The organism is Chryseobacterium sp. PET-29 (assembly GCF_025736815.1).
Lineage (GTDB): Bacteria > Bacteroidota > Bacteroidia > Flavobacteriales > Weeksellaceae > Chryseobacterium > Chryseobacterium nepalense.
Genome location: NZ_CP107053.1, coordinates 1,650,150 through 1,674,251, shown reverse-complemented (window position 1 = coordinate 1,674,251; position 24,102 = coordinate 1,650,150). Strand labels below are relative to the sequence as shown.

Sequence of the window (24,102 nt, the reverse complement as noted above, 5' to 3'; positions counted from 1 at the left end):
TGATTTCTGTTGTTAAAAATTCATAAAATTCAAGAAAATGATTATATTTGCCGACTTAATTTAACGTAGTTATAACAAAATGCAAGGAAAAGGACTTATTACAATTGTTGCTATTGTACTAGGGTTGATTTGCTTAAACGAGCTATTACCAACATGGTACACCAGCAAAATTGAAAAGCAGGCGACTGCTATTGCAGGAGACAATCCGGAGAAGTATCAGAAAGAAATCACAAGACTTTCTAAGGATACACTGAATCTTGGATTCACAAAACTTTATTACACCAAAGCCAGAGACAAGGAAATGAAACTTGGTCTTGACCTTAAAGGAGGGATCAACGTTCTTTTGGAAATCAACCAGAGAGATCTGGTGAATGATTTAACCAATTATTCCACAAATCCTGTTCTTATTGAGGCTTTGAACAAAACAGATGAAGTTCAGAAGAATTCTACAAGATCGTACATCGACAATTTCTTTGAGCAGTTCGATGCAGTTAACAAAGCAAAAGGTACCAACCTTAAACTGGCAGATCCGGAACTTTTCGGAAATACCACGCTTACTGAGGTAAAGTACAATACGCCTGACGAGCAGGTAAAAGCGATTGTTAAGAAAAAGATTGATGCATCTGTAGGAACGGCTTTCGAGGTGATCAGAACCAGAATTGATAAACTGGGAGCGATCCAGCCAAACGTTCAGAGAGTTCCGGGTACTGCCAGAATTTCTGTTGAAATGCCGGGAATGAAGGACATTGATAAAGTGAAAAAAATGCTTCAGACTTCTGCAAAACTTCAGTTCTGGGAAGTACAGCAATCTCCTGAAGTATATCCTTATTTCCAGACATTAACTACAATGATCGCTGCAAAAGGCGATTCTATGGGCGTTGCCAAAAATGTAAACCTTCTGAATATTTTGCAGAAAGGTAAATCCATGAGCCAAAGTGCAGTAGGAAGTGTAAAATTGTCTGATACGGCTGTTGTAAATAAAATTTTAAACAGCAAAGTTGCACAATCTTTACGTCCTGCAAACATTAAATATACTCAATTCATGTGGGGATACAAGCCTGAGGCTTCAGATGCTGAAAGCTTAGTATTGTATGCCATCAGAGGAAATATCAACCAAAAAGCTCCTGTAGACGGTGCTGTTGAAACCGCAAATATCGGCTACGATGAATTGAGCAGAGTGGTGGTAGATATGCAGATGGATTCGAAAGGAGCAAAAGAATGGAAAACATTAACGGAGAAAAACGTTGGGAAACCAGTTGCCGTAACGCTTGATAACAGAGTATACACAGCACCGAACGTTGTAAATGCAATTCCTAACGGTAGAACACAAATTTCCGGTAATTTCTCTCAGGAAGAAGCCAAAGAGCTGGTAGATGTTTTGGGAGCGGGTAAATTGCCTGCTGGTGCAAAAGTAGTTCAGGCTACGGTTGTAGGTCCTTCTTTAGGTCAGGAATCTATTGATGCCGGTTTGATGTCATTCATGATCGCATTTGCTATCATTATTGTTTATATCATCTTCTATTACGGTGGAGCGGGTGTTTATGCAGTAATTGCAATGATCATCAACCTTTTCTATATTTTCGGTATTATGGATTCGGGAGATTTCACGCTTACGCTTCCTGGTATCGCGGGTATCGTTTTAACGATGGCTGTTGCGGTTGATACAAACGTTATCATTTATGAAAGAACAAAAGAAGAATTATTTGCAGGGAAAAGTATCCTTGAAGCTTATAAAGACGGATTTAAACATGCGTTGAATGCGATTATTGATGGTCATACCACAACTTTCTTAACGGCAGTGGTATTGTTCTTCTTCGGAACAGGACCTATCAAAGGTTTTGCCTTAACTCTGATGATTGGGGTTGCAATGACACTATTCACGTCTGTATTGCTTTCAAGAGTAATGATCTTCTCAAGATTAAATAAAGGAAAAGGACTTTCCGTATGGACGCCGGCAACTAAGAATCTTTTTAGAAATACCTGGATCGATTTCATCGGGAAAAGAAAATATGCTTACATTTTCTCAGCTGTTTTAACGGTGGTTTGTATCATTTCAATCGCTACGCACGGTTTCAAATATGGGATTGATTTTACGGGTGGTAGAAATTATGTAATAAGATTCGACAAAGACGTAAAAGCAGAAGATGTTGAAAACAAACTGGTAGCATTATTTAAAACGGAAGACGGCAAAAACTCTTCAGTAGAAGCCAAAACTTACGGAAATAACAATCAATTAAAGATCTCTACTGATTATCTTATCGAAGACGAATCTTTGAAAGCTGACCAGGTTATTGAGCAGAAATTATACGAAGGATTAAAATCAGAATTACCTGCAGGAACAACGTTAAAAGATTTTAAATCTGCAGATAAAGAACATGCAGGAATTATTTCTTCCGAAAAAGTAGGACCTTCTGTTGCGGACGATATCAAAATTCACGGGTTATATGCGGTGCTGGGAGCATTAGGAATTATCTTTATTTATATCTTATTGCGATTCAGAAAATGGCAGTTCTCCCTTGGTGCGGTAGCAGCATTGTTCCACGATGCAGTTATTATTTTGGGAGCATATTCTTTGCTTCACAAATATATGCCGTTCAATATGGAGATCAACCAGGATTTCATCGCTGCGGTTCTTACGGTATTAGGATATTCCATTAATGATACGGTAATTATCTTTGACAGGATCAGGGAATATTTAAGAGAGAAGAAATCATTAACATTGGCAGGGTTATTTGATGATTCAATTTCCAGTACACTGGGTAGAACGTTCAATACTTCATTTACTACAATCCTTGTAATCTTGGCCATCTTTATTTTTGGTGGAGATAACCTGAGAGGATTTATGTTTGCGATGTTAATCGGTATCGGTTTCGGTACTTATTCATCCATCTTCGTGGCATCGGCAATTGCCTATGACTTCCTGAAAACAGGTAAAGAAGAGGAAGTTCACGGTAAATCTACTACCAATAAAGAAGTACTTGCTTCAAAATAAAAGTAAACTACAATAAATAAGAAAGCCTTTCCAATGTGAAAGGCTTTTTTTTGCTTTGTTAATTGTTGATTGCTTACTGTTTGTATTTCATATTAATTCTTTAAACTCACACTCCGGAATCTCAAATCCTCAAACTCTTCAATTTAATTAGGAGCTTTTTCCTGCTTTCGCTACTCGCTTTTTTCTATTGGTGCGGCGGCGGAGCCGCCGCACCAATAGAAAAAGAGCTCAGACATGCCGCTCAATCAGGGCTAGGGTCAAAGCCAATATTTCAATATCTTATAAACATTAACAATAGCTGTCTTCCAAAAAATAGTAACGATTATATACAGACATCAAAAAAATTAAATTCACCATTAATAATTTATCATTTCATTACCCATTCGTAACCTGCAATTTAGAATCATTATTTTTCCCGATTTGATTATTTTTGCATCATTATGGAAAACTCAAGGAAAAAAGCGGCAATGAGCTTCATATTTATTACGTTGTTAATTGATATTACGGGATGGGGTATCATTATTCCGGTGGTTCCTAAACTTATTGAGGAACTGATTCACAGCGATATCAGTGAAGCAGCAAAATACGGCGGCTGGCTGGGATTTGCCTATGCATTTACACAGTTTATTTTTTCGCCCGTAGTGGGAAATCTGAGTGATAAATTCGGGAGAAGGCCAATCATCCTCATTTCTCTTTTCGGATTTGCCATAGATTATGTTCTGCTGGCTTTGGCACCTACCATTATATGGCTGTTTATCGGAAGAGTTATTGCGGGAATTACAGGGGCAAGTGTTACAACGGCAAGTGCCTATATTGCAGATATTTCAACAGATGAAGACCGCGCCAAGAATTTTGGACTTATTGGAGCTGCTTTCGGACTTGGATTCATCATCGGGCCTGTGTTGGGCGGACTTTTAGGGCATTACGGAGCCAGGGTCCCCTTTTATGCTGCAGCTGGATTGTGTCTTTTAAATTTTCTTTACGGCTATTTTATTCTGCCCGAAAGTCTTGATAAAGATAAAAGAAGAGAATTCAACTGGAAGCGCGCTAACCCGGTGGGATCCTTTAAATTTTTAGGAAAACATCCTGAAATTTCAGGTTTAATTGTTTCTTTAATTCTGATTTATATTGCCGGACACGCTGTGCAAAGCAACTGGAGCTTTTTTACCATGTATAAATTCAACTGGAATGAAAGAATGGTGGGAATCTCCTTAGGAGTAGTTGGCTTATTGGTAGGATTAGTTCAGGGCGGGCTGATAAGATGGACAACCCCAAAGTTGGGCGAACAGAAAAGCATCTATTACGGATTGACACTTTACGCGATCGGAATGCTGTTGTTTGCATTTGCTACAAAGGGATGGATGATGTTCATTTTTTTGATTCCTTATTGCTTAGGAGGAATTTGCGGGCCTGCACTTCAGTCGGTGATCACAAAAAATGTACCTTCCAACGAGCAGGGCGAGCTTCAGGGAGCGCTCACCAGTCTTATGAGTGCAACTGCGATTATCGGTCCGCCAATGATGACCAATTTATTTTATTTCTTCACACATGATGAAGCTCCGTTTAAATTTTCGGGAGCACCTTTCTTCTTAGCTTTTATTTTAATGGCCGTAAGCGTAATCATTACTTATTACAATTTTCAGAAGAAGGCTATAAAAAAAGAAGAACTTGAGTTAAATAAAAAAACGGACCTAATGTAAGGTTCGTTTTTTATATAATATTGTTCAATTCTTTGATTTTGATTGCGTTATTTTTATATATTTGAACAAAATAGCATGAATATGAAAAAAATCAAAATTTTATCAGGGATTATATCTGCGATCACACTTATTAATTGCAGCAGCAATGATGACTCTTCACAAAATAATAGCAATAACAATACTTCTGAAGTTCCTGCCGTTTACAAAAAAATATATGGGGCAGCAAGTATAACTTCAGATGGTACGTATGTTTATATTAAAACAACCGGAACACCAGATCATAAAAGTGTTTATTATCCTACGGGAAATAGTCTTTACGAAAATTTTTCCGGGACAACTTATGGCGGGTACACATTTTCTAAAAATCCTAATTCGATTTCAACAAAAAATTACACATTCAAAATTCCTCTGAATCCGGCAGTTAATTCAGCTCATCCAGCCACACCTCTGGGACCCATTGGAGTCTCACTTAACGGAGTGCCTTTTTTCAATCAATACGCCGGGCCAAATCAGCCCTTATCAGGAGAGATTGTTTCTTTCGATCAGTGGTGGGGACATCCTGCACAGGGAGGAGATTATCATTACCATGTCGAACCCAAATACCTTACTACTGTAAAAGTGTCAAAATCTGCACTGTTGGGTTTTTTACTGGATGGTTTCCCGGTGTATGGTCCTGAAGAAAACGGCGTAGCGGTTACCAATACTTCACTGGATGCTTACCATGGTCATACATCTGCAACTGCAGATTATCCCAACGGGATTTATCATTATCATATTACCAGTTCAGACCCTTATATTAACGGAAATGGCTTCTATGGAACTCCGGGAACTGTCAGTAATTAGTATTTTACTTTTTACTTTACTTTCTTGTGGTTCATCAGATAAAGAACGCATGAAATATTATAATCTGGACGATATTCATTTGGAAAATAAGAATGGAATCATACTGCTGAATAATCAGCCTTTTTCAGGTATTGTATATTCAATGTTCTCCAATACAAAAGATACTGCAGAAATTGTTGCTTTTTATAAAGGAAAAGAACATGGAGAATGGAAAAAATTTTATCCGAACGGTAGGTTGGCTGGGAGGCGTTTTTTTGAGAACGGAACCAAAGTGAAAACATTAAAAGAATGGTGGGAAAACGGAAATATAAAAATATCAGGTTCTTTCTCTGAGGGAGAAAATAACGGTGAATATCGGGAGTGGAACAGGAACGGACAATTGGTAAGGGATATGCATTATAAATTAGGATACGAAGAAGGAAGTCAGAAACAATTTTATGACAATGGTAAGATAAGATCCAATTATTTCGTAAAACAGGGTAAACGCTATGGCTTATTAGGAACAAAAAATTGTGTAAATGTTACAGAACGTATTTTTAAGAAGTAGCCTGATCGTTTTTTTGCTGCTTTTTTCGTGCCGGCAAAAAAAACAAGATGTACCTTATTACAACACTCCGGATTTTGAGCCCCAATTTTTATCTAAAGAGGAAGCTTCCGATAAAATTAATCATACCATTCAACATTTTTCTTTTGTTGATCAGGACAATAGGGTAATTACGGATAAAATAACGGATCATAAAATACATATTGCCAGCTTTATTTTTACATCATGCGGAAGTATTTGTCCCAACATGATCAGAAATCTGAAACTGGTAGACCGTAAATATAAAAATGATCCCGATGTAATCTTACTTTCTTTTTCAGTAACACCTTGGATTGATACCTCAGAAAAATTGAAAGATTTTAAAACAAAGAATAAAATTACAAATGCAAACTGGCACTTTCTTACCGGAAATAAAAATGAAATATACAGGCTTGCCCGGAAATCTTATTTTGCTGAAGAAGCTTTAGGATTTACGCGCGACAGTGCAGAATTTCTTCATACAGAACATATTATTCTTGTAGATGGGCAGAGAAAAATCAGAGGAATTTATAATGGTACCCTACAATCTGATATGCAGCAGCTTATAACGGATATAGATTTGATTAAAAAGAATACGTTTTAAAACTTAATATTTTATTAAAACTTAATAATAAGTATTGAGATTCACTTATCTTTTGTAATTTTGTAACATGGAACTAAGCATTGGAGAAATGGCACTGATTGCCGTGGCAATCGTAGTATTATTCGGACCGGATAAGCTTCCTCAAATCGCCCGTGATCTGGGTGCAGGGGTAAGAAAGATGCGTGGTGCAGTGGAAGATATCAAAACCGAGATCATGAAAGAAACGGATAATCCTGTTTCTGAGATCAAGCGTGAGATTGAAAAAGTAAAAGACGCCGCAAAAGATTTTAATCCGATGAAAGATGTTCAAAGCGATATTCTTGCTGATTCCCAGTCTTCAAATGAACCTCCAAAACCAAAACCTTCAGAGGATGAAACCTATGAGGGGCCTGTAAGCAGATAACGTATGGAGGAAATTATTCAGGAAGATAAAAAAGTCTTTTTATTTCTCAATAATTTAGGAGATTCTTCTTTTGACCAGTTCTGGATGTTGATTTCCAGCACCTGGATCTGGGTTCCGCTTTATATTATTTTCTGCTATTTTCTATATAAAAATTATAAGCTGAGATCATTAATTTTTATCCTGGTATTTATTGCAATAGGGGTAACAATATCAGATCAGCTGGCCGGTGTTTTTAAACATGGTATAGAAAGGCTTAGGCCTTGCCATGATCCTTCTCTTCAGGATCACATGAGGATTGTAAAATGCGGCGGACAGTTCGGGTTTTATTCTGCCCATGCTTCCAATACATTCTTTTTGGCAGCTTATTTAAGTATTTTGCTAAAAAATAAGATTAAATGGTTTCCTTATGCTATATTTGTGTGGGCTGCAATAATATCATACAGCCGCATTTATTTAGGAGTGCATTTCCCGATAGATATTTTGGTGGGGGCGTTTGTTGGAACTTTATTGGGAGTGGTGTTTTCTGCACTCGCAAGAAAAGTAATCAATAAACAAAATATAACCTCATGACAAAAACTCTATTTCTTTTAGCATTAACATGCTCCATAGTATCGCTGCAGGCGCAGGATAAAAAAATTGCCGAAGATTGTTTCCGTAAAGCGGATTACAAATGTGCGGAGGAAGAATATTCCAAATTGGTTCAAACTGAAAAAATTCAGAAATTCAAATCAGAATATTACAATTATCTGGGTACGTCACAGAGAAGGCTTGGTAAAACAACCGCAGCGTTCAAATCATATGAATCTGCATTAAAAGCGGATCCTATGTCTGCTGCAGTGTATGCTAATTTAGGTTCTATTCACGGACAAAAAGGAAATAAACAGGCTGCATTGGATTATCTTAATCAGGGACTTAAGCTTGAACCTGAAAATGCAGATATGTACCTTACCCGTTCTAAAGTTTATGAAAATTTAGGCAAGAAAGATCTGGCAGCGAAGGATCTAAATCAGATTCTCAGTTTTGCCCCGGATAATATTTACGCAAGAACCGGACTGGCCAATCTTAAAAAAAACAGCGGTGATCTTGAAGGTGCCTTAAAAGATTATAACCAGCTAATTTCAGAAAAACCGGAATCCCTTCTCTACAGTGGAAGAGGTGACGTCTACTTTAAACTGAAAAAAAATAAGGAAGCTCTCGCTGATGTCAACAAAGCAATTTCAATTGATCCTAAATTTGCTCAGGCGTACGTAAATAAAGCCTTAATTTTATTCGAAACGGCTAAGCCGAAGGAAGCTTGTGCAAGTCTTGATAAGGCAGTAAGCCTGGGATATGAGAAACCTTTGCTGATAGAATATTACTCTAAATGTGAAGTTAAGAAATAATGATATGCATTTTTATTAAATTGGTTTCAGTGCTCCATCGCCGAAACCAATTTAATAAAAACTTAAAAGCTCTATCAGTCGTTATGATAGGGTTTTCCCTGCAAAATCTGATCTGCGCGGTACAGTTGCTCTACAATAAAAAGCCGGATCATCTGATGTGTAAAAGTCATTTTTGATAACGATATTTTTTCGTTGGCTCTGGCGTAAACTTCTTCCGAAAACCCGTATGCACCACCAATCAGAAGATGAATTTTTTTCACTGAAGAATTCATCCAGGCATCTATTTTCTGAGAAAATTCACGGCTGGTAAATTGTTTACCTTTTTCATCAAGAATCATTACAAGATCTGTTCGGTCTATGTAATTCAGAAAAAGTTTGGCTTCTTCTTTTTTTAAAAGCTCGGGAGACAGGTTTCTGGCATTTTTTACATCCGGAATTTCAATGATTTCAAAATTCCAGTGTTTAGGTAGTCTTTTGATATAATAACTGATCAGGGAAGTAATTTCCTTATCGTCCGTTTTACCGATACAAAGCAAGCTAATCTGCATTTATTCCTAATTAAGCTTCAAAGATATTTATAAATCAACAGAATTCATAATCGCACTTTTCCTTGTACGAACAAAGTCTGAAAAAATCATTATTTTTGTACCACACCAATCCAATGAAAATATCAGTTTTACCTTTTTTGTTTTACTTTTTTCCACTAATTTCTTTTGCACAGGAAATTAATAAAAATGATGAAGCACGATATCTGGAAGAAGATAAAAAGAAAATTTCTGTTGTAGGAGGACTGAGTTATCTGCATAATTCATTTGGGTTGTTATATGAAAATAAGATTTTTCGATTAAGACCGAATGACGCATTTTATACAGAATTTTTTCTGCGGTACAGATGGCTGGATGTAAGTTTTTCATTTGCACCAAAGCTTACCAATATCAATAATGACGATCCTGAAAAAGGAAAGACGAAATATTTTAATTTTGGATTTACTTTTTTCCTAAGTCCGAAAATCAGGCAGTATCTGTATTTCAGCCAGGTAAAAGGTCTGTATTTTCAGGATACCAAAGAATTTTTACAAATGCTGTATGGCAGTGATTATAACGAAGAAGGATACCTCCAGTTTCCGGATGCAAAATACCGCTCTTTTAAAGGGGAAACGAGTTATCTCTGGATAGGAAATAAATCGGATTACCGAAGTTTTAACAATATGACTTATCAGCCTCTAAAGGATGTTTTCGTGGTAAGTACAGGCCTTTTTTACCAGTACAATATTCTTAGTGATATGAATAAAACAATCTATCAGGGAAATACTTTTACTGAAATTCAAAACAGTCCGTCTAAAGATATCAGGATTGCTTTAAGATCGGGTGGGGGTATTCAGAAAAAAATTAAAAACTGGTATGCCATATTGGAAGTTTATCCTGAAATATACTACGCAAAACTCATTGGCGAAGATTTTCATGAATTTAATATTGGGGGCTATTCTAACGGGAGAATTGGTTATGATAATGGAAAATGTTTTTTCGGCGCCGGTGCGCAGCTCAACTTGATCAATAGCTCCAATGAAAATTTTTATTCTGCGACACAATGGCTTTTTCGTGCGGGAATTGGTTTTCGTTTGAATTCTCCTACATTTGTAAATAAAAACTTTGATAAAATAGATAATATTTTAAAATAATATGGGTCTGAAACTTCCAAAATTTATACATAAAATTCAAGAATTTTTTGATGATATACACATTCCCCTTTTGGGAATATCGCTGTGGCAAATGTTTCAGATTTATATCAGGGGAATTTTTAAAGACAAAATAGGAAGAAAAGCAGCGGCTATTTCCTGGAGTTTTACAATAAGTTTATTTCCTTTCATTCTCTTTATACTTTCGGTAATTCCCTATATGCCGCATTATGAAACCTTGCAGTATTATATCTTTGATGTACTGATGCATAATGTTTTCCCTGCAAGTATGGAAGGAGATGTACGAAGTTATATTGAAGCAAGTATCGTCCCGAATATGAAGGGAATCAGTAATCTGACTATTGTTCTTGCCTTGGTTTTTGCCACGAACGGAACGTTTTCACTCATCAATGGATTCAATGAAAATACCCGCGAAAAGATGAGCGATGTCAAAGAATTTATACTTTCTTTTTTTATTACCATCGGCTTTGTGCTGATTGTTTTTCTTGCACTTTTCGGATTGTATTATTCTGAAGTGGTGTTAAAGCAGTTTACACCTGTTTATGATGTTTCATGGCTGGTTAATAACCTTTCGGAAATTATCGGTTTTGTTTCCTTTCCTTTATTTTATTTTATTCTTCTTACGCTGTTTTACTGGTTGGGAACCGTAAAAATTGCAAGATTCAGGCAGGCTATTCCGGGAGCGATCTTAACCACAGTACTGTTTGTGTTAACGACCTACCTTTTCGCATTATATATAAAGAATATTGCGCGCTACAACGTGCTTTACGGATCAATCGGAAGTATGATTCTTCTGATGGTGTGGGTAAATGTAAACGTTTATCTTCTCCTTTTCGGAAACGAATTGAATATGGCCATCAGAAAGCTAAGGATCGAAAAACTATTGTCTGACGAATTGAGAAAATCAAGAAATCAAAATACTGATTCCGATCAAGACGAATAAAATTCATTCTGAGGAATCGATCAGTTTTTGTCTGCTTCGGTAAATCTTCTGCGTAAACCGAGATTGAGAACAGGATATCCGGAAATGGCAACAATGAAAAAGCAATAAGAATGACAAACTTCCCTCATTCTGCATTTTAATTTCATTTTTAAACGACAGCAGTGCGATAAAAGTCTGCATGGTAAATTCTTATTAGCCAACAAACCTGTACCGATCATCTATTCCAAGAACTTTGAGGTAAAGAACTCAGTTTATCTCTTTTATTCTTGACCCATAAGCCTGGAAATTTTCTGCACCGGACGAATTAAATGAGTAAAAATACTGCAGCAAAGAAATCAGGATGATTCCTGAAGTCTGGTTGCTGCTGAAAATTTTAAGTATTTGTAAGACTCGTACTAAGACTGCAGTCTTCTCACCTTCGAAACTCCATTAATATCATTGAGTTTTTTAAAGGTTTGTTCAAGCTGACTTTTATTTTTTACTTCAAGATTAATAGTTCCTGTGAAAATACCGTCGTTGGATTCAATAGACATACTTTTCATATCCATTCCCATCGCACCGCTGATTACGGTTGTAATATCGTTAATCATTCCCATCCTGTCGAGTCCTTCAATCTCTATTTTCACTCTGTTTTTGAAACTTTCCGCATTTACCCATTTGGCAGGAATTACTCTGTAATCATACTGCGCACGGAGATTAATGGCATTCGGGCAGTTGTCGCTGTGTACTTTTATTCCGTCCGAAATGGTAATAAATCCGAAAATCTTATCTCCCGGAATTACCGTACAGCACTTTGCGTAGGTGTAATTGAGCTTTTCTTCGTCTTTACCGAAGACAATCATATCCAGGTTCTGCTCTTTAGGCTCTACAAAAGCAGTATTTTTTGAAGGGGATTTCCTGAATCTTGAAAGCAGGTTGTTGAATACGTTTTTACTTTCAATATATTTTCTCAGGCTGCTTGCGTCAAGTTCATTGCTTTGAAATTTAAGAAACAGCTCCTGCGAGGTTTTGAGGTTAAAAAATTTCTGAAGCTTATTCACTTCATCATCATTAAAATTAATCTTGGCATGGCGAAGCTTTCGCTGAAGAATTTCTTTTCCTTCCTCTACCAGCTGATTTTTTTGTGAGTTTAAATAACTCTTGATTTTCGATTTGGCTTTTGAGGTAACCACAAACTCCAGCCAGTCGGATTTTGGTTTCTGGTTTTGTGACGAAAGAATATCAACCTGATCTCCATTCTGTAAAACATACGAAATCGGAACAAGTTTTCCATTGATTTTTGCACCCAAACATTTCATCCCCAAGTCTGAGTGTACCGAGAAAGCAAAATCAAGGGCTGTTGCATTGGTTGGCAGAATTTTAATTTCCCCTTTAGGAGTGAAAACAAAAACTTCCTTGGAGTAAAGATTGAGTTTTATATTATCCAGAAGCTCGGAAGTGGAAAGATTCTGCTGTTGCTCCAGTACTTCACGGATTTCAGTTACCCAGTTTTCAAAATTCCTGTCTTCGGAACTTTGTTTGTATCCTTCTTTGTATTTATAATGAGCAGCAACACCTTTTTCTGCAATTTCATCCATTCTTTCGGAGCGGATCTGTACTTCAATCCACTTCTTGTCCGGTCCTAAAACCGTAAGGTGCAGACTTTCGTATCCTGTAGAACGTGGTTGCGTGATCCAGTCACGCATTCTGGAAGGATTACTGTGATAAACGTCCGTTACAATAGAGTAAATTTTCCAGGCCAGAAATTTTTCATTCTTTGCATCAGATTTATAAATAATCCTTATGGCGTAATTATCATACACTTCCTCAAAAGAAACTCCCTGCTTCAGCATTTTTCTGTAAATGGAAGAGATTGCTTTTGCACGCCCTTTTATCTTAAAATTCAGGCCTTCTTCATGCAGTTTTTCAGAAACTTCTTTTTTGAATTCTTCAATGTAGCGTTCGCGGCTTTCTTTGGCCAGCTCGAGTTTCTGTGTAATTTCAGTATAAACGTCGGGATTATTGTATTTTAAAGAGAGGTCTTCAAGCTCGGATTTGATGTTGTACAAACCTAAACGGTGCGCCATTGGAGCATAAATATACACGGTTTCGGAAGCAATTTTTTTCTGCTTGTCCGGAGCCATGCTTTCCAGTGTACGCATGTTATGAAGCCGGTCTGCAATTTTGATCAGAATTACCCTGAAATCTTCCGAAAGGGTAAGGAGAAGCTTTCTGTAATTCTCCGACTGAACCGATATGTTCTGATGGTTCATGATGGAGATCTTGGTAAGTCCGTTGACAATATTGGCTATTTTCTCACCAAAAATTTTCTTCAGATCTTCATAGGTATAATCAGAATCCTCAACTACATCATGTAACAGTGCACAGGCAATCGACGTAGCTCCAAGACCGATTTCCGTGGCTACAATTTTCGCTACGGCAATAGGGTGGTAAATATACGGTTCCCCGGATTTTCTCCGCTGATCTTTATGAGCGTCCAGCGCAATATCAAATGCTTTTCGGATAAGTTTATTATTTTCCTCATCCAAAGTGCGGTATGTGTTAGAAATCAGATCTTTATATCTGGCGAGTATTTCTTTATTTTCTTGTTCTAAGTCGTAACTCATTCGTGCTAAAGCCTATATTTACACGAAAATACGAAATTTTTTGCACTTTTCAAATACAAAAAGAACCCATAGACGGATCTATGGATTCAGGCATTTATTTTAATCATTTGTATTTTAAAATTTTACTTCGGAATCTATTCCCATGGTAGAACCTTTAATTCTTACATCCGGGCTATTGTGGATTTCCGCTTTGTTTCTGGCGCTGATAAAGTTTTTAAGGGTAGTATAATTTGCCTGTTCAAGACTCATATTTTCAAACAGATATGTTTTCATTACCGTATTTTGGTTAAACACGTTTTTAGCATCATCAATCTGATGTTCTTTTACTGCCACACTCACAATATATGGGGAATGATGATTGTCTTCGTTAAGATATACAATATATTCTGAATTCTCAAAACCAGAATCTTCAAGATCCGCTTCTAATTTTTTGTAATCGCTGTGAGGTTCAAATAATCCAGCTAAAATATTTGACATAGCACTAGTTTTTAATTATCATAAAGATATAAATATTTTTTCACTTTTGTTAAATAATTTTTAAAAAAAATAACATTTTATTGTTTTATCTATATGTAATTTATTTTTTATTTGATTTATCTATTAAATATAGAATGTAAGAAGAGCGGAATATTCCGCTCTTTTATTTAAACTCTTTCATTTTTTATTTCTTCCACGATTTCAGGATTTAACAGTGTGGTAATATCCCCGAAATTACTGAAGTCCCCTTCTGCAATCTTCCGTAATATTCTTCGCATAATTTTTCCTGAACGTGTTTTTGGCAATCCGGAAACAAACTGAATTTTATCCAGTTTTGCAATCGGGCCGATCTGTTCTGAAATAAGCTGATTGATTTCTTTTTTAAGATTTTCCCTTTGTCTGCTTTCCCCTGTTTCTTTTAAAACAACATAACCGTAGAGTGCATTTCCTTTAATGTCGTGAGGATACCCCACAATAGCAGACTCCGCCACGGCAGGATGCTGGTTGATGCTGTCTTCAATCGGAGCAGTTCCCAGATTGTGTCCGGAAACGATAATCACATCGTCCACACGCCCAGTGATTCTGTAATATCCAACTTCATCGCGAAGCGCGCCGTCACCGGTAAAATATTTTCCGGGGAAAGCGGTAAAATAGGTCTCTTTATACCGTTGATGGTCTCCCCAGATGGTTCTGGCAATACCCGGCCATGGAAAACGGATGCAAAGATTTCCGGTAACCTGGTTGCCCATAATTTCATTACGCTTGTCATCCATCAAAACCGGTTGTATTCCCGGAAGCGGTAATGTGGCGTATGTTGGCTTGGTAGGGGTTACAAATGGGAGAGGAGAGATCATGATTCCACCGGTTTCCGTTTGCCACCATGTATCTACAACGGGACATTTTTTCTTTCCTACATGGTCATTAAACCAATGCCATGCTTCTTCATTAATAGGTTCACCAACGGATCCTATCACTTTTAATGTGCTTAAATCATGCTTGTCTACCCATTCCACACTTTCTTTTGCTAGTGAACGGATTGCCGTAGGGGCAGTATAGAATTGGGTAACTTTATGTTTTTCAATTACTTCCCAAAATCTGTCCGGTTCAGGATATGTTGGTACTCCTTCGAAAATAACGGTTGTTGCACCATTCAGAAGCGGGCCGTAAAGAATGTAGGAATGTCCGGTAATCCAGCCTATATCGGCTGTGCACCAATAAATGTCGTTTTCTTTATAATTAAATACATTTTTAAAGGTATAAGCCGTATACACCATGTATCCTGCACAGGTATGGAGCATTCCTTTCGGCTTGCCGGTAGATCCGGAAGTATACAAAATGAAAAGCGGATCTTCTGCATCCATAATCACACTCACAAAATCAGGGGAGGCATTTTCATAAAGGTCTCCCATCCAGAAATCTCTGTGTTCCTTCATTTTGATGTCGTTATGGGTTCTTTTTACAACGAGCACTTTTTCTACGGTTGGTGTTTTTTCTAAAGCTTCATCAACGATACTTTTTAAATCTAAAACTTTATTACCTCTGTAGCTGCCATCGGAAGTGATCACCATTTTTGCTCCGCAGTCATTTACTCTCGAAGCTACGGCAGAGGCTGAAAACCCGGCAAAGATCACAGAATGAATAGCTCCCAGTTTTGCACAAGCCAGCATAGTGACTGCCAGCTCCGGAATCATCGGAAGATAAATGCATACCCGGTCTCCTTTTTCAATACCCATTTCCCGTAAAACATTAGCCGTTTTATTTACTCTGGTATATAATTCACTGTAAGAAATATGTTGTGCTTCTTCTTTGGGATCATTGGGTTCCCAGATAATGGCAGTCTTATCTCCTCTTACAGAAAGATGCCTGTCCAGGCAGTTTTTGGTAATATTTAATTTAGCATTTTTAAACCATGAAATTTTGGCTTCATTCATGTCGTATTTTACGACTTTGCTCCATCGCTGATACCATACAAAATTTTCATCAGCTATTTTATCCCAGAATTTTTTAGGATTTTTAATCGATTTTTTGTAATCTTCAAAATAATGTGGTAAATCTTCTATCAGGTAATTTCTCATATCCTTTTTTTTGAAATTGAATTCTGTTATTTTTAATAGTAGTTTAATTCTTCTTTTCTGCTCTGTATTCGATGATTTTTTGTTGAATTTCATCAATAATCTTCTCATCATCAATGGTTGACGGAATCTGAAATTCTTTTTTGTCCAGTAGTGTTCTGATGAGTTTTCTTAATGTTTTTCCAGAACGTGTTTTAGGAAGACGTTTTACAGTCATTACATTTTTAAGACAGGCAACGGCGCCAATTTTTTCACGTACATTTTTCACAATATCTTTTTCTACTTCTTCTTCAGAAATTTTGGAGCCATTCTTTAAAACAATCGTAGCAAAAGGAATTTGTCCTTTCAGTTCATCATCAATTCCTACTACGGCACATTCGGCCACATCCGGATGGGATGAGACAATCTCTTCCATTTCTGAGGTTGAAAGCCGGTGTCCTGCAACATTGATCACATCGTCAACTCTTCCGGTAATGAAAATATAGCCATCTTCATCCTTGATTGCACCATCCCCTGAAAAATAATAACCTTGATATTGCGACAGATAGCTTTTTTGAAAACGATCATTGTCATTCCAGATTCCAAGCAAAGCTCCCGGAGGAAGTGGTAGTTTAATCACGAGATAGCCTTCGTGGTGGGCGTCCAGCTCATATCCGTTTTCATCAAAAATTGTAATATCATAACCGGGAATGGGTTTTCCGGCAGAAGCTCTTTTGATGGTATAATTTTCATTAAAAGTCATTAAACCCAACATCGGCCAGCCGGATTCGGTCTGCCACCAATGGTCAATGGCGGGAACTCCGATGTGTTCCGCAAACCAGTCCAGTGTGGCAACGTCACATCTTTCACCTGCCAGAAACTGCTTTTTAAAATGGCTTAAATCATATTTTTTTACCAGTTCTCCGTTCGGATCTTCCTTTTTTATAGCTCTGATTGCCGTTGGTGCTGTAAACATTACGGAAACTTTATATTCTGAAATAATTCTCCAGAAAGTTCCGGCATCCGGCGTCATTATAGGTTTGCCTTCAAAAATGACTGTTGTATTTCTGTTGATTAACGGTCCGTAGACGGAAAAGCTATGACCGACCGCCCATCCGAAATCGGAAGCTGCCCAATATGTTTCACCGGGTTCGACACCATAAATGTATTTCATGGAAAATTTCAGTGCTGTGGCATAACCACCGGTATCACGCGTAATTCCTTTCGGTTTTCCTGTGGTTCCTGATGTATATAATAAATAGAGCGGATGTGTAGATTCAACGGAAAAGCAATCTGCTGGTTCTGACTGCCGGATCAATTCTTCATAATCAATTAATCCGTCAAACATTTCATGTTGGTTGTCTGCTAATCTCCTGTTAAAAACGATGATATTTTCTACTTTATCCTGCGCTAATTCAATGGCTTTTTCAACTAAAGGCAAATACGGAATCCTTTTGGCGATTTCCACCCCTGCTGTTGCCGTTATTAAGGCTTTAGGCTTACAATCATCAATTCTCACTACGAGTTCATGCGGTGCAAACCCCCCGAAAACAACATTGTGAATAACTCCTATCCGGGCACAGGCCAGCATGGCAAAGAGCGTCTGTGGAATCATTGGCATATAAATAACCGCGGTATCGCCCTTTTTTAAGCCTAAAGAAATCAAGCCTCCCGCCAATCTCGAAATTTCTTCTCTGGCTTCATTGAAAGTATACTTTTTCTTTTGTTTCGTTACCGGAGAATCATAGATAATGGCAGTCTGATCTCCAAAACCATCTTCAATATGTTTGTCGATGCTGAGATAGCACATATTGATTTTCCCGTCGGTAAACCATTGGGTGTAATCATTTTCGTCTTTGGAAAGAATTTGTGAAGGAAATTGAAACCAGTCGATTTCCTTTGCCTGGTCTTTCCAGAAACTTTCTTTATTTTCTATACTTCTTTGAAATAAATTTTCTGCATTCATAATATTTTTATTTTGTGTTTCAATCTTAAAAACTATCCAAACATTTCTTCGATTTGCTGCATCAGTTTTTTGATAGAGTAGGGTTTTGTAACATAGGCGTCAGCTCCCATCTCCAGGCCTTTTTCAATATCTCTCGGATTATTTTTTGCACTTAGGAAGATGACTTTTGTATTTTGTAATTTTTCATTTTGCTTAATGATCTCTAACGTGCTAAAACCGTCGAGATTGGGCATCATAATGTCGAGTAAAATAACATCCGGAATCATATTTTTTAAAAATTCCAGAACTTCGGTTCCGTCTCTGGCGATATACACGTCGTAGCCGTTTTTCTTAAAGCTGTACTCCAGTGACATTAATATCTTGTGTTCATCATCTGCAATGATTATCTTTTTCATTGTGTATTTCTTCTTTATGGTTCAACTTCATTGTTTTGGTTTTGGGGAACCCGAAGGGTTCAATTTCAATAGCCGTAGGTGAAACCTATGGAACACGGAATGTATTATAAACCAACCCGTAAGGGTTGAATATATTAATGTTCATTCTGATTCAATTCCATGTTCAGCTAAAAGTTTTTTAAATTCATCTTCAAATTTTTCTGTTTTATGATGTTCTTTTTGATTCTTTATATAATTTACAATTATTTCTTTGTCTCTTATCGAATTGGTAAACGCTCCGTACCCTTCCTGCCATCCCGAAAATTCAGGAAATAACCCTGATTCTTTCATCCATAAGTTTGTTGCAACTTTAATGTCTTTTACCAGATTGCTGAGATTTATATTGGGATGGAGATCACAGAAAATATGGATATGGTCCGGCATTCCATTAATTCTGTATAATTTACATTTTTTATTTTTTAAAATACCCCAAATATATTTGTATAATTCTGATTCATTTCTTTCGTTAATTGTTGGTTCTCGATGTTTTGTTCCGAAAACGATATGATAAAATATTTGTCGATACGTTCCCATTTTTCATTTGTGTTTTATTATTGAACCCTTCGGGTTCGGGTTTATTTTATATTCATTTTCATTTCCATAGGTTTTACCTACGGCTATTGTTGTTGAACCCTTCGGGTTCTTTATCACCGATCTTTCTACTTGGTAAAATAATCGTAAAAGTCACGCCCAGCCCGCTGTTTTCCGCGCTGATGGTTCCGCCTTGTGCCTGAACTATTTTTTTACAGATTGCCAGTCCCAGTCCGCTTCCTGTAGGTTTTAAAATATTTTGATTTTTCGACTGGTAAAATTTATCAAAAATCATTTCCAGATCTTCTTCAGGGATATGTTTTCCCGTATTGAAAATTTTAATAACCAGCTGGTTTTCTTTTTTAGATAATTTTGTCTGGATCGTTCCCTGCTCATCGGTGAATTTTAAAGCATTTCCCAAAATATTCTGAAATAATTGAATCATTCGGGCTTCGTCATATTCAAATAAAAAATGATTGAGCAGATTAACTTCGCTTAAATGAATATTTTTTTGATGAATAAGATGCAAAAGCGGATTTAATGCCTTTTTATAGGTTTCAATAATGTTATTCTCCTGAATGTGTAACGCTATTTCACCGTGTTCCAGTTTATCCAGATAGAGAATGTCATTAATAATTTCACTTAATCTGTCGGATTCCGTAATGATATTATTTAAAAACTCTTTTTTGATTTCTAGAGGAATGTCATCGTCATCGGCAAGGATTTCCCCTGCAGAGCGGATTGCTGTAATCGGAGTCCTCAATTCGTGCGCCACAGAGTCGAGAAAATCATCCTTCTGACGGTCTTTAATGATCAGGTTTTCATTGGCATTTCGCAAATCATCGGACAGTTTTTGCAGCTCTTCCGACTGTTCGGTGAGTTTTTTATTAAGCGTGATATTTTCTTTAGATTCTTCCAGAATGTTTAAAACCTCTTTTAAGGAAATTTTATCTTCTTTCGTTACACCTTCGATTAATATTTTTGCTGAAGCTGTTCCTATTCTTCCTGCGAGAAGATTTTCTGAAAACTTGATGAACCTTGAATCTGCAGTTTCTGTCTGAGAATCAATATTATATTTTAAATTAAAAATCCGTAAAGCCTGTTCTGTTTTATTTTTACCTAAAAATCGCTCCAGAATATTTTTAATATCTGATACGTAAGCAGTTCCGCGCCAGATAAATGCATTCTCATGATTTTGGATGTATTTATCGATATCCACATATAATTCGGCAAAATTTCGCTCACGATAATTTCCTTTTACAGTTACCGAAATAATGCTGAAGAGCGCTGTATTCACTAAAATCGACCAAAAGAAAATCTGTGGAATCCGGCTTAGAAAAGATATTTTAAAGAAATCAAAAGCATCATACATATCTCTTAGAACTCCCTTGAATTCCTGATTATAGGAAAAATAATACTGAGGAATTATTAAGCCGAAATAACAAATGATCAGTCCTGCTAAAAGTCCTGTAATAGCACCTTTATAGCTTCCTCTTCGCCAGAAAATAGCTCCGAAAAATGCAGGCGCCAACTGGGCAATAACGACAAATGAAATCAACCCGACAGAATCCAATGAAGTTTTCAGAATAAAATATTTATAAAAGGCAAATGCCATGATGATCAATGCGAAAATGCTGAATTTTCGGATGTTGGTAATATTTCGGGTATTCTGAATCTCGTTTTCCGATTTGAATTTTCCTAACAATCCATACGGAATAATCAGGTTATTGGAAAGCATAATGGATAAAGTGATGGCCGAAATAATAATCATTGATATACAGGAACTTAATCCTCCTAAGAACACCAAAACCGTAATCAGTGTATTGTTGAAATGCTGCGGAATTAAAATGGAGTAGAATTCAGGATTTACTTTCTGACCATCAAAAATTAGTCGTCCGCCCCAAGCGATGGGAAAGATAAATATGGTGAAAATCAGTAAGTAAAGAGGGAAAAACCAAATCGCTGTTTTGATATGTTTCTCTTGTCTGTTTTCCACAATTGCGGTATGAAACTGCCTTGGAAGTATACAGATTGCTGTTCCGGAAATCATACACAAAACCATCCAGTTCATCGCGCCTTCAACGCCGTTAAACGTATTTTTTTCTTTAAAATCTTCAAACTGACTTGCCTTTTGATAAATATCCGAAAATCCGTCAAACACAAAATAAATAACAAAAAGTCCTAAAATAATAATGAAAAACAATTTCAGGAAGCTTTCTAAAGCAATCGCAGAAATAATTCCCAAACGTTTTTCCGATGCATCCACATATCTGGTTCCGTAATATGATGAAAATAAAGCGATTAAAACGACCACGAAAGTCGCATTATCTGTAAGGATATTTTTTGACATAGGTGTTTCTGTCACCAAATGAAAAGTTTCTGAAATTGCCTTGATCTGCAGACCGATATACGGGACGATAGCCAAAAGGCAGACAATCGTAATTACTGCACTAAAACTTCTGCTGTTTCCATATCTCAGGGAGATGAAGTCTGCAAGGCTGCTGATCTTATTTACCCTTGAGATCCTTACAATCCGTGTATTGATGTAGATCCATGCAGGAATAATGATGATAGGCCCGATATAGATTGGAAGATAGTTGAGTCCGCTTGTTGCTGCAACGCCTATGCTGCCATAGTAGGTCCAGGCTGTACAGTATACCGCCAGCGAAAGTGCATAGATGTAAGGATTGTTGATCCATAGCTTACTCTTTTTCTTCTCAGCCAGGTAAGCGACTAAGAACAAAAGTGCCAGATAAAACAAAACCACGGTAAATAAAGCGAAACTACTCATCATATTTTTTTATGATTACAAAAGATATAATGATGGAAATCATCCAGATAACGAAAATATAAATCAGAATCATCGGATAGCCAAGTACTTCCCGGTCGCTGTTGAAAAGTAACGAAACCGGAATGCTGAATGCTATCAAAAGCCCTAGGCTCAGGATGATTAATTTTTGTTCGTGTCTCTTTTTCATGATTGATTGATGAATGATAATTGATAGTTTGACGATTTTGAATTTGCCATTAATCAATTATCATTCATTATTTATAAATTATTCTTTATGGTCAGAGTATTCTCCCGTGAGCGAATAATATCCGAAAATGGCCATTCCACCGGAAATAATCGGCATCAGTACAAAAAGAATGATGATTCCGAAAACCAGATCTTCCTGTTTTCCTGAAGTGATTTTTGGAATTCCTAAAACTGTAATTCCGAAATATCCCACCACCAAAGCAATGGCTATCCAAAGTATGCCTAATATTTTTTTGAGTCCGTTCATTTTAGTTGTTTTAAAATTAGTAAAAAAATTGAGTGATTTCGCTGTTAATCGTGAATATTATTGTTCTTATTTTTAAGATAAAATAATCCGATTAATAAACAGACTCCGGCAACTCCGATAGGATACCAAAGTCCTTCCAGATACCATGTTGCATGCCCTGCCTCTTTTCCTGTGGTAACCAGATAGGTCGCTACAGCCGGAAGCAATCCTCCGAAAACACCGTTTCCGATATGATAAGGAAGAGACATTGAAGTATAGCGAATCCTCACCGGGAACATCTCTACCAAAAATGCTGCGATAGGACCGTAAACCATCGTCACAAAAATCACCTGAATGAATACCATAAAAACGAGATACCATTTTGTATTATCGGCTAATTTGATGCTTTGAGAAACTTTCGGTTCTTCTGCTTTTCCGTCTTTTATAACAGGCCCGGTTGGTGACCAGTGTACAACACTGTCTTTTTTAATTAAAGTTCCGTCGGTGTATAAAGTTTCTTTATGGAAGCTTATCAGGCTGTCGGTTGTGATTTTATCATGAATTTTAGCTGTTCTTGTTTCTGTAATTCCATTGGCTGCTATCGTTTTATTTTCAAGATTTACACTCTTAAACATACTGTCGTAAATAGGTCTGTAGGCCAGAATAGCAATCAGCATTCCCGTCATCATCACGGCTTTTCGTCCGATTTTATCCGAAAGCCACCCAAAGAATACGAAGAAAGGTGTTCCCAGAAATAAAGCCGTTGCCATCAGTGAGTCAACCTGTGCAGATTCTACATTCATTACTTTTTGAAGGAAGCTCATCGCATAAAACTGTCCTGTGTACCAGATGACTCCTTGTCCCATCGCCGCTCCGAATAATGCCAATAAGACAAATTTGAAGTTGAATTTATTCCCGAAACTTTCTTTTAAAGGATTTTTTGAAGTTTTACCTTCACTTTTGGCTTTTGCAAACAGTGGAGATTCTTTCATATTCCTTCTGATGATATAAGAAACACCCACCATTAAAATTGATATCCAGAATGGAATTCTCCAGCCCCAACCATCAAATTCTTCTGCGGAAAGCGTCGTTTTGGTCACAAGAATGACGATTAATGAAATGAAAAGTCCTGCTGTTGCCGTTGTCTGAATCCATGAAGTCCAGTAGCCTCTTCTCCCAGGTTGTGCATATTCTGCGACATAGGTTGCCGCTCCTCCGTATTCACCACCAAGGGCCAGACCTTGTAGTAATCTTAAAATTAAAACTAAAACTGGTGCTAAAAATCCGATGGTTTCATAACTTGGAATACATCCGATAAGGAAAGTTGAAAATCCCATGATCAGCAGCGTTACCAGAAATGTATACTTTCTTCCGATGATGTCTCCAAGCCTTCCGAAAAATAATGCTCCGAAAGGTCTTACGACAAATCCTGCCGCGAAAGTAGCTAAGGTAGATAAAAATGCTGCAGTCGGGTTATCCGACGGAAAAAATTTCGTGGCTAAAACAACAGCCAGACTCCCAAAGATATAGAAGTCGTACCATTCTATTAACGTTCCGAGTGATGATGCCGTAATCACGCCCCAAATCGTGCGATTTTTTTGCCTTTCGGTCATATTCTCGTAGCTTACTTGATTGTTATCGCTCATATG

At 37.1% G+C, this 24,102-nt stretch carries 22 protein-coding genes; 10 read left to right on the top strand and 12 right to left on the bottom strand.

Features of this window, described 5'->3' with window-relative positions; all coding sequences use genetic code 11:
- Positions 1–79: 79 nt before the first annotated feature.
- From secD to ODE14_RS07260, 8 genes are all read left to right on the top strand, one after another.
- Positions 80–2,992 (top strand): protein translocase subunit SecD, encoded by a 2,913-nt coding sequence (gene secD, locus ODE14_RS07295; protein WP_263603548.1) that lies wholly within the window; start codon positions 80–82, stop codon positions 2,990–2,992.
- A gap of 440 nt (positions 2,993–3,432) precedes the next feature.
- Entirely contained in the window at positions 3,433–4,692 is a 1,260-nt protein-coding gene (locus tag ODE14_RS07290) for a TCR/Tet family MFS transporter (RefSeq protein WP_263603547.1), read from the top strand.
- Between the two features lie 81 nt (positions 4,693–4,773).
- Positions 4,774–5,535 (top strand): YHYH protein, encoded by a 762-nt coding sequence (locus ODE14_RS07285; RefSeq protein ID WP_263603546.1) that lies wholly within the window; start codon positions 4,774–4,776, stop codon positions 5,533–5,535.
- On the top strand, positions 5,507–6,082 hold the full coding sequence (locus tag ODE14_RS07280; RefSeq protein ID WP_263603545.1) for a toxin-antitoxin system YwqK family antitoxin: 576 nt from the start codon (positions 5,507–5,509) through the stop codon (positions 6,080–6,082). The genes ODE14_RS07285 and ODE14_RS07280 overlap by 29 nt, the downstream gene beginning before the upstream one ends.
- Positions 6,054–6,701 carry an SCO family protein gene (locus ODE14_RS07275; RefSeq protein ID WP_263603544.1) on the top strand — a complete coding sequence of 216 codons (648 nt, stop codon included), beginning with the start codon at positions 6,054–6,056 and terminating at the stop codon, positions 6,699–6,701. Before ODE14_RS07280 ends, ODE14_RS07275 begins: the two co-directional genes overlap by 29 nt.
- 67 nt (positions 6,702–6,768) lie before the next feature.
- Positions 6,769–7,104 (top strand): twin-arginine translocase TatA/TatE family subunit, encoded by a 336-nt coding sequence (locus ODE14_RS07270; protein WP_248392550.1) that lies wholly within the window; start codon positions 6,769–6,771, stop codon positions 7,102–7,104.
- A gap of 3 nt (positions 7,105–7,107) precedes the next feature.
- Entirely contained in the window at positions 7,108–7,674 is a 567-nt protein-coding gene (locus tag ODE14_RS07265; RefSeq protein ID WP_248392552.1) for a phosphatase PAP2 family protein, read from the top strand.
- The gene (locus ODE14_RS07260; protein ID WP_248392554.1) at positions 7,671–8,486 is read left to right on the top strand and encodes a tetratricopeptide repeat protein; all 816 of its coding nucleotides are present in this window, start codon (positions 7,671–7,673) and stop codon (positions 8,484–8,486) included. The genes ODE14_RS07265 and ODE14_RS07260 overlap by 4 nt, the downstream gene beginning before the upstream one ends.
- A gap of 74 nt (positions 8,487–8,560) precedes the next feature.
- On the opposite strand, the gene ODE14_RS07255 is transcribed toward ODE14_RS07260, so the two are convergent.
- Positions 8,561–9,034, bottom strand: a complete 474-nt coding sequence (locus tag ODE14_RS07255; protein ID WP_263603543.1) for a 23S rRNA (pseudouridine(1915)-N(3))-methyltransferase RlmH — start codon at positions 9,032–9,034, stop codon at positions 8,561–8,563.
- Positions 9,035–9,147: 113 nt separating this feature from the next.
- Here ODE14_RS07255 and ODE14_RS07250 point away from each other — a divergent pair, with 113 nt between their 5' ends.
- A complete protein-coding gene (locus ODE14_RS07250) occupies positions 9,148–10,164 on the top strand; it encodes a DUF4421 domain-containing protein (RefSeq protein WP_263603542.1) in 1,017 nt (338 codons plus the stop codon).
- Between the two features lies 1 nt (position 10,165).
- The gene (locus tag ODE14_RS07245; RefSeq protein WP_263603541.1) at positions 10,166–11,125 is read left to right on the top strand and encodes a YihY/virulence factor BrkB family protein; all 960 of its coding nucleotides are present in this window, start codon (positions 10,166–10,168) and stop codon (positions 11,123–11,125) included.
- A 20-nt stretch (positions 11,126–11,145) separates the two neighbouring features.
- Here the strand turns inward: ODE14_RS07245 and ODE14_RS07240 are convergent, their stop codons facing one another.
- The 11 genes from ODE14_RS07240 to ODE14_RS07190 all read right to left on the bottom strand — a co-directional run bounded on the left by ODE14_RS07240 (position 11,146) and on the right by ODE14_RS07190 (position 24,099).
- On the bottom strand, positions 11,146–11,271 hold the full coding sequence (locus tag ODE14_RS07240) for a hypothetical protein (RefSeq protein ID WP_263603540.1): 126 nt from the start codon (positions 11,269–11,271) through the stop codon (positions 11,146–11,148).
- A gap of 249 nt (positions 11,272–11,520) precedes the next feature.
- Positions 11,521–13,731 carry a RelA/SpoT family protein gene (locus tag ODE14_RS07235; protein WP_248392558.1) on the bottom strand — a complete coding sequence of 737 codons (2,211 nt, stop codon included), beginning with the start codon at positions 13,729–13,731 and terminating at the stop codon, positions 11,521–11,523.
- 114 nt (positions 13,732–13,845) lie between these two features.
- Positions 13,846–14,208: a hypothetical protein gene (locus tag ODE14_RS07230; RefSeq protein WP_263603539.1), complete on the bottom strand. Its 363-nt coding sequence runs from the start codon at positions 14,206–14,208 to the stop codon at positions 13,846–13,848.
- A 167-nt stretch (positions 14,209–14,375) separates the two neighbouring features.
- Positions 14,376–16,283 carry an acetate--CoA ligase gene (acs, locus tag ODE14_RS07225; protein WP_412059350.1) on the bottom strand — a complete coding sequence of 636 codons (1,908 nt, stop codon included), beginning with the start codon at positions 16,281–16,283 and terminating at the stop codon, positions 14,376–14,378.
- A gap of 43 nt (positions 16,284–16,326) precedes the next feature.
- Positions 16,327–18,225, bottom strand: coding sequence for an AMP-binding protein (locus ODE14_RS07220; protein WP_263603537.1), 1,899 nt, complete (start codon positions 18,223–18,225; stop codon positions 16,327–16,329).
- Between the two features lie 32 nt (positions 18,226–18,257).
- Positions 18,258–18,620, bottom strand: coding sequence for a response regulator transcription factor (locus ODE14_RS07215; RefSeq protein WP_263603536.1), 363 nt, complete (start codon positions 18,618–18,620; stop codon positions 18,258–18,260).
- Positions 18,621–18,761: 141 nt separating this feature from the next.
- Positions 18,762–19,193: an IS200/IS605 family transposase gene (tnpA, locus tag ODE14_RS07210; RefSeq protein WP_263603535.1), complete on the bottom strand. Its 432-nt coding sequence runs from the start codon at positions 19,191–19,193 to the stop codon at positions 18,762–18,764.
- A 73-nt stretch (positions 19,194–19,266) separates the two neighbouring features.
- Positions 19,267–21,981 (bottom strand): ATP-binding protein, encoded by a 2,715-nt coding sequence (locus ODE14_RS07205; protein WP_263603825.1) that lies wholly within the window; start codon positions 21,979–21,981, stop codon positions 19,267–19,269.
- Positions 21,974–22,168 (bottom strand): hypothetical protein, encoded by a 195-nt coding sequence (locus tag ODE14_RS07200; protein WP_263603534.1) that lies wholly within the window; start codon positions 22,166–22,168, stop codon positions 21,974–21,976. The genes ODE14_RS07205 and ODE14_RS07200 overlap by 8 nt, the downstream gene beginning before the upstream one ends.
- A 78-nt stretch (positions 22,169–22,246) precedes the next feature.
- On the bottom strand, positions 22,247–22,474 hold the full coding sequence (locus ODE14_RS07195; RefSeq protein WP_248392570.1) for a DUF6814 family protein: 228 nt from the start codon (positions 22,472–22,474) through the stop codon (positions 22,247–22,249).
- Between the two features lie 44 nt (positions 22,475–22,518).
- On the bottom strand, positions 22,519–24,099 hold the full coding sequence (locus ODE14_RS07190; RefSeq protein ID WP_263603533.1) for an MFS transporter: 1,581 nt from the start codon (positions 24,097–24,099) through the stop codon (positions 22,519–22,521).
- Between the last annotated feature and the right edge of the window lie 3 nt (positions 24,100–24,102).

What these genes read in the sequence shown, in the direction of transcription:
- ODE14_RS07200 (WP_263603534.1), bottom strand. Translation starts at nt 22,168, where the DNA reads ATGAAAAAGAGACACGAACAAAAATTAATCATCCTGAGCCTAGGGCTT.
- ODE14_RS07190 (WP_263603533.1), bottom strand. Translation starts at nt 24,099, where the DNA reads ATGAGCGATAACAATCAAGTAAGCTACGAGAATATGACCGAAAGGCAA.
- ODE14_RS07235 (WP_248392558.1), bottom strand. Translation starts at nt 13,731, where the DNA reads ATGAGTTACGACTTAGAACAAGAAAATAAAGAAATACTCGCCAGATAT.
- ODE14_RS07255 (WP_263603543.1), bottom strand. Translation starts at nt 9,034, where the DNA reads ATGCAGATTAGCTTGCTTTGTATCGGTAAAACGGACGATAAGGAAATT.
- ODE14_RS07250 (WP_263603542.1), top strand. Translation starts at nt 9,148, where the DNA reads ATGAAAATATCAGTTTTACCTTTTTTGTTTTACTTTTTTCCACTAATT.
- tnpA (WP_263603535.1), bottom strand. Translation starts at nt 19,193, where the DNA reads ATGGGAACGTATCGACAAATATTTTATCATATCGTTTTCGGAACAAAA.
- ODE14_RS07240 (WP_263603540.1), bottom strand. Translation starts at nt 11,271, where the DNA reads ATGAAATTAAAATGCAGAATGAGGGAAGTTTGTCATTCTTATTGCTTT.
- secD (WP_263603548.1), top strand. Translation starts at nt 80, where the DNA reads ATGCAAGGAAAAGGACTTATTACAATTGTTGCTATTGTACTAGGGTTG.
- ODE14_RS07280 (WP_263603545.1), top strand. Translation starts at nt 5,507, where the DNA reads ATGGAACTCCGGGAACTGTCAGTAATTAGTATTTTACTTTTTACTTTA.
- ODE14_RS07195 (WP_248392570.1), bottom strand. Translation starts at nt 22,474, where the DNA reads ATGAACGGACTCAAAAAAATATTAGGCATACTTTGGATAGCCATTGCT.
- ODE14_RS07275 (WP_263603544.1), top strand. Translation starts at nt 6,054, where the DNA reads ATGTTACAGAACGTATTTTTAAGAAGTAGCCTGATCGTTTTTTTGCTG.
- ODE14_RS07270 (WP_248392550.1), top strand. Translation starts at nt 6,769, where the DNA reads ATGGAACTAAGCATTGGAGAAATGGCACTGATTGCCGTGGCAATCGTA.
- ODE14_RS07290 (WP_263603547.1), top strand. Translation starts at nt 3,433, where the DNA reads ATGGAAAACTCAAGGAAAAAAGCGGCAATGAGCTTCATATTTATTACG.
- ODE14_RS07220 (WP_263603537.1), bottom strand. Translation starts at nt 18,225, where the DNA reads ATGAATGCAGAAAATTTATTTCAAAGAAGTATAGAAAATAAAGAAAGT.
- ODE14_RS07205 (WP_263603825.1), bottom strand. Translation starts at nt 21,981, where the DNA reads ATGAGTAGTTTCGCTTTATTTACCGTGGTTTTGTTTTATCTGGCACTT.
- ODE14_RS07260 (WP_248392554.1), top strand. Translation starts at nt 7,671, where the DNA reads ATGACAAAAACTCTATTTCTTTTAGCATTAACATGCTCCATAGTATCG.
- ODE14_RS07215 (WP_263603536.1), bottom strand. Translation starts at nt 18,620, where the DNA reads ATGAAAAAGATAATCATTGCAGATGATGAACACAAGATATTAATGTCA.
- ODE14_RS07245 (WP_263603541.1), top strand. Translation starts at nt 10,166, where the DNA reads ATGGGTCTGAAACTTCCAAAATTTATACATAAAATTCAAGAATTTTTT.
- acs (WP_412059350.1), bottom strand. Translation starts at nt 16,283, where the DNA reads ATGAGAAATTACCTGATAGAAGATTTACCACATTATTTTGAAGATTAC.
- ODE14_RS07230 (WP_263603539.1), bottom strand. Translation starts at nt 14,208, where the DNA reads ATGTCAAATATTTTAGCTGGATTATTTGAACCTCACAGCGATTACAAA.
- ODE14_RS07265 (WP_248392552.1), top strand. Translation starts at nt 7,108, where the DNA reads ATGGAGGAAATTATTCAGGAAGATAAAAAAGTCTTTTTATTTCTCAAT.
- ODE14_RS07285 (WP_263603546.1), top strand. Translation starts at nt 4,774, where the DNA reads ATGAAAAAAATCAAAATTTTATCAGGGATTATATCTGCGATCACACTT.